Origin of the sequence: Streptomyces sp. NPDC052236 (genome assembly GCF_044548015.1) — a bacterium.
Classification (GTDB): domain Bacteria; phylum Actinomycetota; class Actinomycetes; order Streptomycetales; family Streptomycetaceae; genus Streptomyces.
Map to the genome: position 1 here is coordinate 120,619 of NZ_JBIUBL010000019.1, position 14,458 is coordinate 135,076.

The 14,458-nt window shown below is 69.6% G+C and carries 14 protein-coding genes; 8 read left to right on the forward strand and 6 right to left on the reverse strand.

What is annotated here, in order from left to right:
• The first annotated feature begins 5 nt into the window (after nucleotides 1–5).
• Nucleotides 6–1,265 carry an S-methyl-5-thioribose kinase gene (mtnK, locus tag ACIHCQ_RS28320; RefSeq protein WP_399668115.1) on the forward strand — a complete coding sequence of 420 codons (1,260 nt, stop codon included), beginning with the start codon at nucleotides 6–8 and terminating at the stop codon, nucleotides 1,263–1,265.
• A gap of 206 nt (nucleotides 1,266–1,471) precedes the next feature.
• Complete coding sequence (locus tag ACIHCQ_RS28325; RefSeq protein WP_399668118.1) at nucleotides 1,472–1,879, forward strand: hypothetical protein; 408 nt, start codon at nucleotides 1,472–1,474, stop codon at nucleotides 1,877–1,879.
• A gap of 113 nt (nucleotides 1,880–1,992) precedes the next feature.
• On the opposite strand, the gene ACIHCQ_RS28330 is transcribed toward ACIHCQ_RS28325, so the two are convergent.
• Together ACIHCQ_RS28330 and ACIHCQ_RS28335 are read right to left on the reverse strand one after the other, a co-directional pair.
• A complete protein-coding gene (locus tag ACIHCQ_RS28330; protein ID WP_399668121.1) occupies nucleotides 1,993–3,729 on the reverse strand; it encodes a SulP family inorganic anion transporter in 1,737 nt (578 codons plus the stop codon).
• Nucleotides 3,726–4,067, reverse strand: coding sequence for an ArsR/SmtB family transcription factor (locus ACIHCQ_RS28335; protein ID WP_399668124.1), 342 nt, complete (start codon nucleotides 4,065–4,067; stop codon nucleotides 3,726–3,728). The genes ACIHCQ_RS28330 and ACIHCQ_RS28335 overlap by 4 nt, the downstream gene beginning before the upstream one ends.
• A gap of 339 nt (nucleotides 4,068–4,406) precedes the next feature.
• Here ACIHCQ_RS28335 and efeO point away from each other — a divergent pair, with 339 nt between their 5' ends.
• The 4 genes from efeO to ACIHCQ_RS28355 all read left to right on the forward strand — a co-directional run bounded on the left by efeO (nucleotide 4,407) and on the right by ACIHCQ_RS28355 (nucleotide 8,804).
• Complete coding sequence (gene efeO / locus ACIHCQ_RS28340) at nucleotides 4,407–5,549, forward strand: iron uptake system protein EfeO (protein WP_399668126.1); 1,143 nt, start codon at nucleotides 4,407–4,409, stop codon at nucleotides 5,547–5,549.
• Nucleotides 5,550–5,560: 11 nt separating this feature from the next.
• The gene (gene efeB / locus ACIHCQ_RS28345; RefSeq protein WP_399668129.1) at nucleotides 5,561–6,829 is read left to right on the forward strand and encodes an iron uptake transporter deferrochelatase/peroxidase subunit; all 1,269 of its coding nucleotides are present in this window, start codon (nucleotides 5,561–5,563) and stop codon (nucleotides 6,827–6,829) included.
• Between the two features lie 84 nt (nucleotides 6,830–6,913).
• Entirely contained in the window at nucleotides 6,914–7,921 is a 1,008-nt protein-coding gene (efeU, locus tag ACIHCQ_RS28350; protein ID WP_399668132.1) for an iron uptake transporter permease EfeU, read from the forward strand.
• Complete coding sequence (locus ACIHCQ_RS28355) at nucleotides 7,839–8,804, forward strand: hypothetical protein (protein WP_399668281.1); 966 nt, start codon at nucleotides 7,839–7,841, stop codon at nucleotides 8,802–8,804. Before efeU ends, ACIHCQ_RS28355 begins: the two co-directional genes overlap by 83 nt.
• A 105-nt stretch (nucleotides 8,805–8,909) precedes the next feature.
• Here the strand turns inward: ACIHCQ_RS28355 and ACIHCQ_RS28360 are convergent, their stop codons facing one another.
• The 3 genes from ACIHCQ_RS28360 to ACIHCQ_RS28370 form a co-directional block, all read right to left on the reverse strand.
• Nucleotides 8,910–9,662, reverse strand: coding sequence for a bifunctional DNA primase/polymerase (locus tag ACIHCQ_RS28360; protein WP_399668135.1), 753 nt, complete (start codon nucleotides 9,660–9,662; stop codon nucleotides 8,910–8,912).
• Between the two features lie 151 nt (nucleotides 9,663–9,813).
• Nucleotides 9,814–10,443 (reverse strand): TetR/AcrR family transcriptional regulator, encoded by a 630-nt coding sequence (locus ACIHCQ_RS28365; RefSeq protein ID WP_399668137.1) that lies wholly within the window; start codon nucleotides 10,441–10,443, stop codon nucleotides 9,814–9,816.
• 99 nt (nucleotides 10,444–10,542) lie between these two features.
• Nucleotides 10,543–10,911, reverse strand: a complete 369-nt coding sequence (locus ACIHCQ_RS28370; RefSeq protein WP_399668140.1) for a hypothetical protein — start codon at nucleotides 10,909–10,911, stop codon at nucleotides 10,543–10,545.
• Nucleotides 10,912–11,140: 229 nt separating this feature from the next.
• On the opposite strand from ACIHCQ_RS28370, the gene ddaH reads away from it, so the two are divergent.
• A complete protein-coding gene (gene ddaH, locus ACIHCQ_RS28375) occupies nucleotides 11,141–11,977 on the forward strand; it encodes a dimethylargininase (RefSeq protein WP_399668143.1) in 837 nt (278 codons plus the stop codon).
• Between the two features lie 4 nt (nucleotides 11,978–11,981).
• On the opposite strand, the gene ACIHCQ_RS28380 is transcribed toward ddaH, so the two are convergent.
• Entirely contained in the window at nucleotides 11,982–13,019 is a 1,038-nt protein-coding gene (locus ACIHCQ_RS28380) for a small ribosomal subunit Rsm22 family protein (protein ID WP_399668146.1), read from the reverse strand.
• Between the two features lie 82 nt (nucleotides 13,020–13,101).
• On the opposite strand from ACIHCQ_RS28380, the gene ACIHCQ_RS28385 reads away from it, so the two are divergent.
• Nucleotides 13,102–14,445, forward strand: a complete 1,344-nt coding sequence (locus tag ACIHCQ_RS28385; protein ID WP_399668149.1) for a hypothetical protein — start codon at nucleotides 13,102–13,104, stop codon at nucleotides 14,443–14,445.
• Nucleotides 14,446–14,458: the final 13 nt, after the last annotated feature.

Consider the following 14,458-nt stretch of genomic DNA (forward strand, 5'->3'; position numbering starts at 1 on the left):
CCCACATGACCGGAGTTCATATGCCCACCGTTTCGGCTCCGCACGACGACTACCCCGTACTCGACGGGAAGGGCCTGCTCCGCTATCTGACGAACGTCCCGGCACTGGCGCAGCGCCTGGGGGGCACACCAGCCGACTGGACAGCCCAGGAGGTCAGCGACGGCAACGTGAACATCGTCTTCGCTGTCAGAGGACCCGGCGGCGCCCTCTGCGTCAAACAAGCCGTCCCGTACGTCCGGGTGGCCGGACCCGAATGGCCGCTGACACCGGAACGCGTCATCTTCGAGCACCGCGCTCTCGTCGAACACCGCCGCCACGCCGGCCCCTACCTCCCGGAGCCGCTGCACCTGGATCCACGCTTGTATCTCCTCGCCGTCGAATATCTCGACGACCACACCGTCATGCGCCATGGGCTCATCGCCGGTGCGCGCTACCCGCACTTCGCGGGGCACATTGCCCAATACCTGGCGCGGACCCTCTTCTACACCTCGGACCTCGCGCTCAAAGCCCCACGTAAACGAATGCTGGTCGCACAGTTCGACACCAACACCGCCATGTGCCAGATCATGGAAGACATGGTCTTCACCGAGATCTATCTGCCGCACCCGCGCAACCGGTGGACCAGTCCCGAACTCGACGCGGACGTCGAACGCATCCGTCAGGACACCGAACTCAAGCTCGCTGTTTCCCGCCTGAAGAACACCTATCTCACCGTCCGCGACGCACTCATCCACGGCGACCTGCACACCGGCTCCATCATGGTCTCCACCGACGAAGTCCATGTGATCGACCAGGAATTCTCCTGCTACGGTCCCATGGGTTTCGATATCGGCAACGTGCTCGCCCACCTGCTCATCAACTACTTCGCCCAAGGCGGACAACCGGGTTCGGACTGGCTGCTGAGGGCAATCGAAAATGTCTGGAACGGCTTCCATCAAGGGTTCGCGGCCCTATGGCGCGCCCATGCCTCCGGCGACGCCTACCCGAAAGACATGTTTGCTACCCCGGACGCCAATGCCGCGCTCGAAGAAGAACGCGAGAAGTACCTCAACCGCCTCTTCACCGAGACCCTTGGATTCTGCGGCGCCGAAATCCTGCGACGTGTCATCGGCTTCGCCCGCCCCGCAGATTTCACCGAGATCGACAACCCCGCCCGCCGCGCCGTCGCCGAGCGCCGCGCCCTGCGGCTCGCCCGCGATCTGGTGGTCGCCCCTCGCCGCTACCAGAACGCAACACACCTCACAGCTGCCGCTCGCAGGTTCTGACCTACCTCGCTGCCCACCACCGGCCATCACAGTCAAGCGAGGTTCGGAGACGGGTTCTCAACCCGCATTCAACTGAATCTCATCGTCCGCTTGTCCGCTGAAACCGCGGTGAGACCGCCGTGAAAGCGGGCGGGCGCAGGCTCTGTGCCAGAAGGAAGGCGACGCGAGCCCCCGGGGGCCGCGACAGATCGAAGGAGCACACAACCATGTCCATCACCCTTACCGACCAGGACAAGCTCACCCTGCGGACCGCCGCGTACGGCGCCGTCTCGCTGATGGCCGCCGCTGGTGCCGCCGGCTCGCCCCACAAGGCCGCCACCGAAGGCAGCATCGCCCTGACCTCCGCGACCGGCCTGGTCGGGCACGTCCTCGCCGAGAAGACAAAGATCAAGAACCTGAACGGCAAGTCCACAGCCGAACTCGCCTACCACGTGCTGCCCGCCCTGACGGCAACCATGAGCCTGCTCAAGAAGCAGGATCCGGCAGAGGCCGACAACTTCCGCAGCACCGTCATCGTCGCCATCGAAGCAGCCGCCCGGACCTGCCAGGGCGAGCCCAGCCCCACCATGGCCGAGATGGCCCGCAAGATCACCGAAGCCCTCGACGCCGCTTGACGGGATGGGGGCCGGGACTATCCGGCCGGATAGTCCCGTTCAGCGGTTGCGCCACTGGTTGCCACATGGCCCCGGTGCCAGGCACTCGGCCATGAGACGGGAGACGGGGATGGTCATCGAGCGGCTTCCTCAATGACGGGGGTGCCCAGCTGGGCGGGAGCAACGGGCAGGATTCCGGCACGCTGCAGGTGGGCGCGGGCGCCCTGGATCGCCTCCGGGGTGGTGGCGTACTCGCGGCCCTCCGAACGCAGCAGGTCCAGGGTGCCGACGGAGTCCAAAGCCTGGCGCTGGCCGGGCCGTACCCCGGAGGTCATCACGGCTATACCGCGCCGGTTCAGCTTGTGAACCGCGTCCTTGAGGACCAGCGCACCCGTGGCGTCCATCGTGGTGACCCGCGACATCCGCAGGATGACTACGCGCACGTCGGCAACCTCCGAGAGTTCGAGCAGGAAACGGTGCGCGCCGGCGAAGAACAGTGGTCCGTCGATCCGGTAGGCGACGATGTGCTCGGCCAGCAGCGCGTGCTCTTCATCGCTGTGCTCGCCGGGCAGGTCCGGGCGGAAATCCACCTGGTCCATCCGGGCCTGCATTGCCACCGCCCGCAGCGCCAGAGCGCCCGCGACCACCAGACCGATGATTACCGCGTACACGAGGTCGAGGGCGAGCGTGGCGGCGGCGGTCAGCACCAGCACGACGGCGTCGGAGCGGGTGGCCCGCGCCATCGCGCGCAGCGCACCGACCTCGACCATACGGATCGCGGTCGCCAGCAGGACACCCGCGAGCGCGGCGAGGGGGATCTTGGAGACCAGTGGGGCTGCCGCGAAGACGATCATGGCGAGGACCACGGCGTGGGTGAGCGCGGCAAGCCGGGAGCCGGCGCCACTGCGGACATTGACCGCGGTGCGGGCGATGGCAGCCGTCGCCGGGACGCCGCCGAACAACGGGGCGGCCAGGTTCGCGATGCCCTGCCCGAACAGTTCCTTGTCCGGGTCGTGTTTCTGGCCGACCGTCATACCGTCCGCGACGGTGGCCGACAGGAGCGACTCCAGGGCCGCGAGGGCCGCCACCGCCAGGGCCGGGGCAAGCAGCGAACCCAGCGCGGAAGCATCGATGAAGGCCAGCGATGGGGCGGGCAGCCCGGACGGCAGCTCGCCGATCGGGGCCGCCGCATCCAGGTGGAACAACTGGGCGCCAAGGGTCGCGGCGATCACCGCGACGATGGAGAAGGGGATGGTGGGCCGCCACCGCGCACCGAGCAGCATCACGGCAGCGACACCCACCGTGAGCGCGACGGCGGTCCAGTTCGGGGTCTTCGCGAACTCCTCGATCGCCCGCCAGGTCACCACCAGGACCTTGTCGCCCTCGGGCTTGGCCACGCCGAGCGCGTTCGGGATCTGCTGCAGAGCGATCACGCAGGCGATGCCGAGGGTGAAGCCCTCCACCACCGGGGCCGGGAGGTATTGCATGTACCGGCCGGCCTTGAGCAGGGCGAGCGCGATCAGCAGCACACCGGCCATCAGCCCCACGGTCAGCACCCCGCCGGGACCGTGCTGGGCGACGATCGGCACCAGCACCACCGTCATCGCACCCGTCGGACCGGAGACCTGGAGGTTCGAGCCACCGAACAGCGCTGCCAGTGCGCCCGCCACCACGGCGGTCGCCAGCCCGGCTTGGGCACCGAGGCCGGAGGACACGCCGAAGCCCAGCGCGAGTGGCAGGGCCACGATGGCGACGGTGAGTCCGGCAAGCAGGTCCCGGCGCGGGTTGCGTGCCATGACCGCGTAGTCGGCGCGGGCAGGCAGAAGGGAACGTACCCGGTCCCAGGACCGGGCAGGGAACGTGCTGCTCATCGCGAGGAGACCTCGGCTTCCCGCAGCTCCTCCAGGAGCTCGTTCTGCCCGGCCAGCATCTCGGTCAGGATGCGCCGCGCGGCACGCATCAGATCGGCCACGTCCCCGCCGGCCAGCTCATACACCACGGTCGCGCCCTCCCGGGTGGAGGTCACGATGCCCGAGCGGCGCAGCACCGCCAGCTGCTGGGACAGGGCGGAGGGCTCAACCTCGATCGCCGCAAGCAGCTCCCGTACTGGCATCGGACCGCTCTGCAGCAGCTCCAGCACCCGGATGCGCACCGGATGCCCCAGCATCCGGAAGAACTCGGCCTTGGCCTGATACAGCGGAACCGGCACGATCTCGAACTCTCCTCATCACCCCAAGAACAGGGGTGTCGCTTGGCGCCACGTCCACGTCCACGTCCACGTCCACGTCCACCTACGGACACAGCCGACACAGAATGTAGTAAATTGCAAAACTTTGCAATTCATGTAGCCACTACCTCGGTCGGCTTTGCCGTCACTTGACCGCGCCATAGTGACGCCATGAACACCCCGTGATCCGGCCGTATCTCTTGCCCACTTTTGAGAGCTGAATCACTGGACGGGTAGGTATCGGAGAGATAAGCCTCGGTTAAGTTAGGCATGCCTCACCACTTCCCGCGCCACCCTTGCCCTCACTGCCGTGGAGTCCGTATGCGCCCCATCCGTCTCTCCGCCGTCACCGCCACGGCCACCCTCGCCGCCCTGGCCGCCGTCACAGGCTGCGCCGACAAAAGCGACGCCAAGGGCGGCGACAGCGCCATCCAGGTCACTGCGGCCGACGACTCCTGCGAAGTGTCGAAGAAGGAGTTCCCCGCCGGGCACATCCAGCTCGACATCGAGAACAAGGGCTCCAAGGTCACCGAGGTCTACATCCTCTTCCCGGACGACCGCATCGTCACCGAGCTGGAGAACATCGGCCCCGGCCTCAAGCGCAACCTCACCGCCGAGGTGAAGGCCGGTTCGTACGAGATCGCCTGCAAGCCCGGCATGAAGGGCGACGGCATCCGCCAGAAGGTCACCGCCACCGGCGACGGCAAGGTCGCCAAACGCAGCCCGGAGATGGACGCCGCCGTCGCCGCGTACCGCAAGTACGCGCAGACGCAGGCCGACGAGACGCTGCCGAAGGCACAGGTCTTCGCCGACGCCGTGAAGGCCGGTGACATCGAGGCCGCGAAGAAGGCGTACGCCGACTCCCGTATCGGCTGGGAGCGCACCGAGCCGGTCGCCGAGTCCTTCGGTGACATCGACCCGAAGGTCGACCTCCGCGAAGACGGCCTGGAGAAGGGCCAGAAGTGGACCGGCTGGCACCGCCTGGAGAAGGCGCTGTGGCAGGACAAGAAGCTCGGCGCCGAGGAGAAGACCCTCGCCGACACCCTCATCGCGGACCTGACGGTCTGGCAGAAGAAGGTCGGTACGGCCGAGATCTCCCCGACCTCCATGGCCAACGGCGCGAAGGAACTGCTGGACGAGGTCGCCACCGGCAAGGTCACCGGTGAGGAGGAGCGCTACAGCCACACCGACCTGGTCGACTTCAAGGCGAACGTCGAGGGCGCGCAGAAGTCGTTCGAGCTGCTCAGGCCGGTCGCGTCGAAGAACGACCCGCAGCTCGTGACCGAGCTGGACAAGCAGTTCGGCGCGCTGAACACGCTGCTCGACAAGTACCGTAAGGACACCACCTCGTACGAGTTCACCTCGTACGACAAGGTCGGCAAGGCGGAGCGCAAGGAGCTCAGCGACGCGGTCAACGCGCTGGCGGAGCCGCTGTCCAAGCTCGCCGCCGCCGTTGTGAAGTAGAGGGGCGTTTCATGTCGGACGAGGAGTCCTTCGAGGCGACCGACAACAGTGGGCGGGCTCCGTCCCGTCGCTCGCTGCTCGGCTGGGGCGGCGCCGGGCTCGCCCTCGGCGCGAGTGCCGTCGGCGGCGCGGCCGTCGCCCTGGGTCATGGGGACGACGCCGTGCCCGCCGCCGCGAGCGGCGCGGCCGTCCCGTTCCACGGCGCGCACCAGGCCGGTATCGCCACCGCCGTACAGGACCGGCTGCACTTCGCGGCCTTCGACGTGAAGACCAAGGACCGCGCCGAACTGGTCCAGCTCCTGAAGGACTGGACCCGGGCGGCGGAGCGGATGACCGCCGGGCACGCCGTCGGCGAGGGCGCGTACGGCGGCGTCCCCGAGGCCCCGCCCGACGACACGGGCGAGGCGCTCGGCCTGCGGCCCTCGCGGCTCACGCTCACCGTCGGTTTCGGCCCTGCCCTGTTCGCCAAGGGCCGCTTCGGGCTGGAGAAGAGCCGCCCGGCGGCGCTGGTCGAGCTGCCGAAGTTCCCCGGCGACAACCTCGATCCGGCCCGCAGCGGCGGCGACCTGTGCGTCCAGGCCTGCGCGGACGATCCGCAGGTCGCGGTGCACGCCATCCGCCAGCTCGCCCGGATCGGCTTCGGCAAGGTCGCGGTGCGCTGGTCGCAACTCGGCTTCGGCAAGACATCGTCGACCACGCCCGACGCGCAGACCCCGCGCAACATGATGGGCTTCAAGGACGGCACCCGGAACATCTCGGGTACGGACGCGGCTGCGCTCGACCAGCATGTGTGGGTGTCCGGGAAGGACGGTCCCGCCTGGCTGGCCGGTGGCTCGTACCTCGTCGCGCGCCGGATCCGGATGAACATCGAGACCTGGGACCGTACCTCCCTCAAGGAGCAGGAGGACATCTTCGGCCGGGACAAGGGCGAGGGCGCACCGGTCGGCAAGGCCAAGGAGCGCGACGAACCGTTCCTGCCCGCGATGCTGCCGACCGCGCATGTGCGGCTCGCGCACCCGGACTCCAACGGCGGCGCGAAGCTGCTGCGCCGCGGTTACTCCTTCACCGACGGTACGGACGGTCTCGGCCGCCTGGACGCGGGGCTGTTCTTCCTCGCGTACCAGCGTGACGTCCACAAGGGTTTTGTGCCGGTGCAGCGCAGTCTGGCCGCGAGCGATGATCTCAACGAGTACATCCAGCATGTGGGTTCGGCGCTGTTCGCGGTTCCGCCGGGCGTCCGGGACACGGGCGACTGGTGGGGCCGGGCGCTGTTCTCGTAAGTCAGCACGTAAGTCGGCACTTACGTCGGCTCGTACGTCGGCTCGTACGTCACCTCGTACGCCGGAGGATGGAAGGAAACCGCCGTGTTCGGCAACTACCTGATCGGCCTGCGCGAGGGCCTGGAAGCCAGCCTGATCGTCTGCATCCTCGTCGCGTACCTCGTCAAGACCGAGCGGCGCGACGCGCTGCGTCCGATCTGGATCGGCATCGGCGTCGCGGTCGCCCTCTCGCTCGGCTTCGGATTCGCGCTCGAATACGGCTCGCAGGAGCTGACGTTCCAGGCGCAGGAGCTGCTCGGCGGCTCGCTGTCGATCATCGCCGTGTGCCTGGTGACCTGGATGGTCTTCTGGATGCGGCGCACCGCCCGCCACTTGAGGGCCGAGCTGCACGGCAAGCTGGACTCCGCGCTCCAGATGGGTACGGGCGCGCTCGCCGCCACCGCCTTCCTGGCGGTCGGGCGTGAGGGCCTGGAAACGGCGCTGTTCGTCTGGGCGTCCATACGGGCGGCCACCGACGAGAACAACAGCACACAGGAGCCGCTGATCGGCGTGCTGCTGGGCCTCGCGACGGCGATCCTGCTCGGCTGGCTGTTCTACCGGGGCGCGCTCAAGATCAACCTGGCCAAGTTCTTCACCTGGACCGGCGGCATGCTGGTGGTCGTGGCGGCCGGGGTGCTGGCGTACGGCGTGCATGACCTCCAAGAAGCGCGCTTCCTCGACGGTCTGGCCAACAAGGCGTTCGACATCAGCGCGACGATCCCGCCGGACAGCTGGTACGGGACTCTGCTGAAGGGCATCTTCAACTTCCAGCCGAATCCGACTGTCCTCCAGGTCACGGTGTGGGCCCTGTATCTGGTCCCGGCGCTCGGGCTGTTTCTGACCCCGGTAGGGTTCGCACGGTCAGTGGGGGTCGGGGTCAAGGAGCAGAAGGCGGCCGATGAGAAGGCTGAATCGGGATCAGGACCGGGGTCTGAGCAGGCCGGCTCGGGCGGCGACGGGGCTCGCCGCGATGACGGTGCTGTCCCTGACGGCGAGCGGTTGCGTGACGGTGCACGGGGAGCTGGAAGTCGTACCGGCGGCAACGAAGTCTGAGGCCGCGCGGGCTCTCAAGGATTTCACGGACGCGTACAACGCTGCCGACAAGGCGTACGACCCGGCCCTGGACGCGGCCCGGGTGACCGGTGCGCTCGGCGCCATCAATCAGGCCGGGTTGACCGCGCGGAGCGTCAACTACCCGGACGGCAACCCGCAGCATGTGCCGCTGGAGTTGACGGACGCGAAGTACACCATCCCGAAGAAGGCAGGCTGGCCGCGCTGGTTCGTCGCCGACGTGGATTCCAACCGCGACCGGGACACGGGCGCCGAGAACAACAGCTGGGTGCTGGTCTTCGTACGCCACAGCCCGGACCAGTTGTGGCAGGCGACGTATCTGACGATCCTCGCCCCGGACAAGATCCCGGTGTTCAAGACCGACGAGGACGGCTTGGCCGAGCCGGTTCCGGCGGACACCGACACGCTGACGGTCGCTCCCCGCGATCTGAGCGAGGAGTACGCCTCGTACATGCAGAACGGGAAGCCCGCGCACTTCAAGGACGGCCCGCACACCTCGGGCTGGCGCGATTCCCGTAAGAAGGACGCGACCGTGCTGGGGATGTCCACGCAGTACATCGACCAGCCGCTGGACACCGACCCGTACGGGCCGCTCGCGCTCACCACCGAGAACGGCGGGGCGATGGTCTTCTTCACCGTGCGCAACTTCGAACGGCAGACGGCGGCGAAGGGGCTACGGCTGAAGGTGACCGCGGATGTGAAGGCGCTGCTGACGGGTGAGGTGAAGTCCACGGTCACCAAGGAGCGGGTGTCCAGCCAGGCGGCCGTGGTGCCCCTGGGAGGCGCCGGCGGCGCGGACACGGAACCGGGGAAGGTCGAGGTGCTGGGCCGGCTGACGGGCCTGACCGCGGCCAAGGGCTCGTAGCCCGCAGCACGTAGCCCGCAGCCCGTAGTTCACAGCCCGTAGTTCACAGCAGTACGGCCGGAACCGGAAGAGATTCCGGCTCCGGCCCCTGCTTTCCCGCTCGGGTCAGCGGCCGAGCGGCCAGGCCACCTCGTGCTGGTCCACCTGCTGGTTCTCCCCCGCGTACCGCGCGCACGCGTCCGTCAGCGCCTCCAGCAGCGTCAGCGGGTCCGGCAGCGGATGCTCAAGACCCCGCAGCCAGGTGACCTCCAGCTCACCGGGGAGCCGGGCCGGCGGTACGAGGACGTAGCTGCCGCGGCAGTGCCAGCGCAGCCCCGGGTGCTCGTCCATCGTCTCGGGGTGGCAGTCCAGCTCGCAGGGCCACCACTCGTCCTCGTCCTCGGGCGTGCCGCGGGTGGCGGTGAAGAACAGCATCCGGTCCCCGCCGGACTCGGCGACCGGGCCGACGTCGATGTTCTGCTCAAGGAGCCGGGCGAGGGCGCGCCCGCCCGCTTCCAGCGGGACGTCCAGGACGTCGTGAACCACTCCGGTCGCGGTGATGAAGTTGGCCTCGGGCTCGCCGGCCGCCCACCGTTCGATCTGGGCGGGGTCCGTCGTGGACTGCGTCAGCCAGGCGAACGAGACGGGGTGGCGACCCGGGGTCGGGCAGCCGACACGGTCGCAGGAACATCGGTAGGCGACGGGGTACGCGGCGGGCGCGAGCGGCAGTCCGGCGGCGGCAGCGGCCAGCAGCAGGGTCTCGCGGCGGGAGTCCTCGGCGTCGGTGTTCTTCGGGCGGCGGCGCAGCCACTGGGGCAGCCTGCTCTCCCGGGGAAGCCTGTTCTCCGTGCCGCGGTAGCGGCCGATACCGTCGCCCATCTATCCCCTCACACCTCAAGTTCGCGCCCGGTGGACTCTGCCATGGTCCCACCATCCTGGTCTCCGGCTCGCCACAGTCCCAACCGAGGGGGTGCTCAGAGCATTCCGCCTGGGGCATTTCATGAGCCCCTGAGCGCCCCTCAGTGCGCCCTCAGCGCCTGGCGGCGATGCCGTGCAGGGCGTACTCGACGATCGCGTCCGCGTACTCGTGGGTGAGCGGCAGAGTACGCAGCAGCCAGCGGGCGGTGAGCGGTCCGGTGAACAGTTCCAGGGCGGTACGGGGGTCGATTCCGGGGCGTACGTCCCCGGTTTCCTGGGCGGAGCGCAGGCGCTTCACGTACAGCTGGAGCTGCGGTTCGAGGAGCTTCTCCACGAACTGGGCGCCGAGCTCGGCGTTGACCATGCCCTCGGCGGCGAGCGCGCGGGTGGGGCCGTCGTAGGCGGGACTGTTCAGTTCGTCGACGGTGGCGCGGAGGACGAGTTTGAGGTCGGCTTCGAGGTCGCCTGTGTCGGGGATCTCACTCTCGCCGCCGCCGTCGTCGCCGACGTCGGCGGCCTGGGCGGTGAGGTCGAGGTAGGCCTCCAGGAGGACGGCCGCTTTGGAGGGCCACCAGCGGTAGATCGTCTGTTTGCCGACGCCCGCGCGGGCGGCGATGCCCTCGATGGTCGTCTTGGCGTAGCCGGTCTCGGCGACGAGGGCGAGGGCCGCGTCGTAGATGGCGCGGCGGGAGCGCTCGCTGCGGCGAGTGGAGTCGGGCGCCTTGGGCGGCGGCTGGGTCATGAGGTCAATCTACCAACGGCCCGGATCGAGACGTATCGTCTCGGACGCGTGACCGTCCTGGTGGGTGGCCGTCCCGGTGGGTGGCCGTCCGGGTGCCGGTCAGTTTGCGGGTACGGCCCTGACCACGGCGCAGAGGACGGCGTGGCCCTTCGACAACAGGTCCGCGTCGGGCACAAAGGACGGGGGGCGGCGGGGCTCCGCGCTGCTGGGCGCGGGTGTGTGGCATTCACCGTCACTGATGGGGCAGTGGACCGGGTCGAGTTTCCCTGTGAGGCAGTCGACCGGTTCCTGTGACGCGTACGGCGACGGGGGCGTAACGGAGGGTGCGCTCTGTTTGATGAACTCGGTGGCGACGTATCCGGAGAGGGCGATGAAGGCCGCGGCGGCGGCCGCCAGTCGGGCGGGCCTGCGTATGCCCCGGGTCAGTCGTCGTCTCCAGTACACAAGACGGTAGTAGTGCCTGAGCACTGCCGTCCCCCCTTCGTGCCTCTTCGTGCCTCTTCGTGATGAGTGCCCTGCCTTGGCCACCGTACAAGTCGTGTACGACACCAGCCTTCTGCGGTGCGCGGAGGCATCTGCGAACCTGCTGAGAGGCCTCACCATGGCTGCACGCGGACCATCCGGTCTGCGTCCCGTCCGTGTCCCGTCTGTGTCCCGTCTGTGCCCCGTGCCAGCCGTCGTACGTGAGGAGCCCTCATTGAGACCATCGCGCTCGTCGTCGTCGCGTGACGCCTCGCCGCGCCGCTATCTGATGTGCCCGCCGGACCACTTCCAGGTCACGTACTCCATCAACCCGTGGATGGATCCCGCGAAGCCGGTGGATCTACGGCTCGCGCTCGCGCAGTGGGAGGACCTGCGGGACCGCTACCGCTCGCTCGGCCACACCGTCGAACTCCTCGACCCGCGCCCCGGGCTGCCCGACATGGTCTACGCGGCGAACGGCGCTACGGTCATCGACGGCCGGGTGCTGGGCGCGCGTTTCGCGCATCCGGAGCGGGCGGCCGAGGCCGCGGTCCATCTCGACTGGTTCCGGGCACACGGCTTCACCGAGATCCACGAGCCCGCGCACATCAACGAGGGCGAGGGCGACTTCGCGGTCACCGCCTCCTATCTCCTGGCCGGGCGCGGCTTCCGCTCCAGTCCGCTCTCGCACGATGAGGCGCAGGAGTTCTTCGGCCGCCCGGTCATCGGTCTCGACCTGGTGGATCCGCGCTACTACCACCTGGACACGGCGCTGAGCGTTCTGGACGAGGCGGCGGACGAAATCATGTACTACCCGGGCGCGTTCTCCGCGGGCAGCCGCTCCGTACTGGCGCGGCTCTTCCCCGACGCCCTGATCGCGGACGAGCCCGCGGCGGCGGCGCTCGGCCTGAACGCGGTGAGCGACGGCCGCCATGTGCTGCTGCCGCAGACGGCGGTGGGGCTGTTCGGGCCGCTGCGGGAGCGCGGGTTCGAGCCGATGGGCATGGATCTGGGCGAGCTGCTGAAGGGCGGCGGCAGCGTGAAGTGCTGTACGCAGGAGCTGCGCGCCTGACGCCTCAGGCCCCTGGCGTGGGCTCCGGCGGCCACTCGTCGCCCCACGCCACATCCCGCGCCGCCCGGTACCGCGGGCCATGGCGTTTGGTGACCGTTTCGCGGCCCAGGGCCTCCGGGCTTTCCGCCGTGCACAGGTCGAGCAGGACCAGGCCCTTGCGGATCTGGGGCTTGCGGGTCACGCGCCCCGGTGCCGGGACGGACGGAAAACGGGTCGCCGCCACGTAGCTGAACTTCTCGTCCTCGTACGCGAGTGAGCCGCCCTTCACCTGGCGGTGCAGCGAGGAGCGGCTGACCCGGGCCGCGAAATGGCACCAGTCCGTGCCCGGTTCGATGGGGCAGTCCGCGCTGTGCGGGCAGGGCGCGGCGATCGTCATGCCCGCCTCGATCAGCTGGGCGCGGGCCTCAATGATCCGGGCGTAGCCGTCCGGGGTGCCCGGTTCGACGATCACGACGGCCTGGGCGGCCCGCGCGGCCTCGGCGACGACCGCGGAACGGCCCTGCGCGGTGAGCTCCTTGAGCACGTACGAGACCGTGACGAGATCGGTGCTCTCGATACGGATCGCCGCGCTGATCCGCGAGCGCCGCCACTCGACGTCGGCCAGCGCCGGAACCCCCGAGGCTCCGGCCAGTTCCCGGCCCAGTGCCAGCGCGGGCTCCGCCCAGTCCAGCACGATGGTGCGCGGGCCGCCCCCGCTCCCACCCTCCTGCGCCTCGCCCTCCCACGCCTCGGCTACGGCCCAGGTCGCCGCGCCCGTGCCGCCGCCGATGTCGGTGTGGGTGGCCGGGGCCCACTCGGGGGCCGCCGCCCGCAGAGCGGCGAGCGCGGACCGTACCGCCTCGAATGTCGCGGGCATCCGGTACGCGGCGTACGCGACGACATCGGAGCGGTCGCGGAGCACGGGCGCGTCGGTCGGGGTGTCACCGCGGTAGCTGGCGATCAGCCGTTCGACGGCCTGTGCCGCTTGCGTGGGCGGCAGCCCGTCCAGCAGCCCGGCAAGGGCGCTGCGCAGGGATTCCGCGGTGGAGAGAGTGACGTTCACCAACAGATTTTATCCCCATGGCGTTGCTACGCTGACGGCCGTCGCCGGACACGCTCGGTGCAACACCGCTCACGGGGGGACCATGAGACAGAGGGTCGTACGTGTGGCCCTGCTCGCCGGGCTGATCGTACTGGCGCTGCTGCTCCTGGCCAGCATGTGTGGTGGGGGCAACGGGGGCGGCAGCAAAAGCGACGGCGACAACTCCCCCGCGCCAGTACGGCACAGCGCGGCCCCCCTGACCCGGCTCACCGTCCCCTCCGCCTACGACACCCGGCGGGGCTGGGAACTCCCCGACGCCTCGCCCGAGTACGCCATCGCGCGGGACAGCGGCCGTATCGCGTATCTGGAACGCGTCGCGGAATCGCGGTTCCGGCTCCGGACGCTCGACGCGGCGACCGGCAAGCCCGGCTGGGCCGGGCAGCCCTGGCATCCGCCCGCCTCCCCCTCCCCCGACAGCGCCCCGGACACCTTCCCGCGCCTGCTGTCCGTCGCCAAGGACGGCCGGGAGTACTTCGTGACCTGGTCGTTCGGCACGGTGGACGAGGACGCGCTGACCACCGCGGGCACCTTCGTCACGCTCGACGTGTACGACGCAGCCGACGGCGCCCGCCGGCGGGTCGAGCTCCCGTGGCCCGCCGCGCCGACCGTCTCGGGCACAGGCCCCGGCATCGTCGTCTCCGACGGCCGCGCCCGCAGCGCGGTCGTCGACCCGGTCTCCGGTGAGGTGACCCAGATCCCGGAGGCGTCGCTCGGTTACCCCAGGGGCTGTGCGGGCTGCCGCCGGCTGACCGAGGTGCGCGGAGTGACCGAGAAGGGGCTGCTGGTCAGCGGGGACACCGGCTTCTGGGTCCGCGGCGGCTGGTACAGCGGCAGGTCGGCGCCCTCCCGCACCGATCGCGCCTCGGGCGTGCCGACGTCGGTCGCCCCCGGATACGTACTCGCCAAGTGGCAGCCGGTGAAGGGCAGCAAGGAAGCCGCCGCGTACGACATCTGGGCGGTGCACGAGGCGGCCGGCGGGAAGGCGCTGGCCAAGGCGCAGTGCCACAAACCGGCGATCGAGCCGGGCGTGTATCCGCAGGCGGTGCTCTCGCCCGGGGGCGGTTATCTGGTCGCCGGGAATCTCGCGTTCGACCTGGAGCGGCGCAAGGCGTACTGCTTCGAGCAGTCGGACGGTTCGAAGCCGCTGACCCTGACGACGGTGACCGACTCGGGTGTGGCGTACGGCGCGACGAGCGCGCGCAGCCCGGCGGACGCGCTGGCGGGCGGCGGTGCGCCGATCGAACTGGACCTGGCCGCCGCGGTGCCCGAGGCGCTGTCCCCCAATGTCCGGCTGCCGGCCGCGGAGGTCGCGGGCGTCGGCCTCTTCAGCTGGACGGACTCGAAGGACCGGCTGCACCTGATCGGATACCCGCGCCGGAAGCAGTAGTTCATGACGCGGT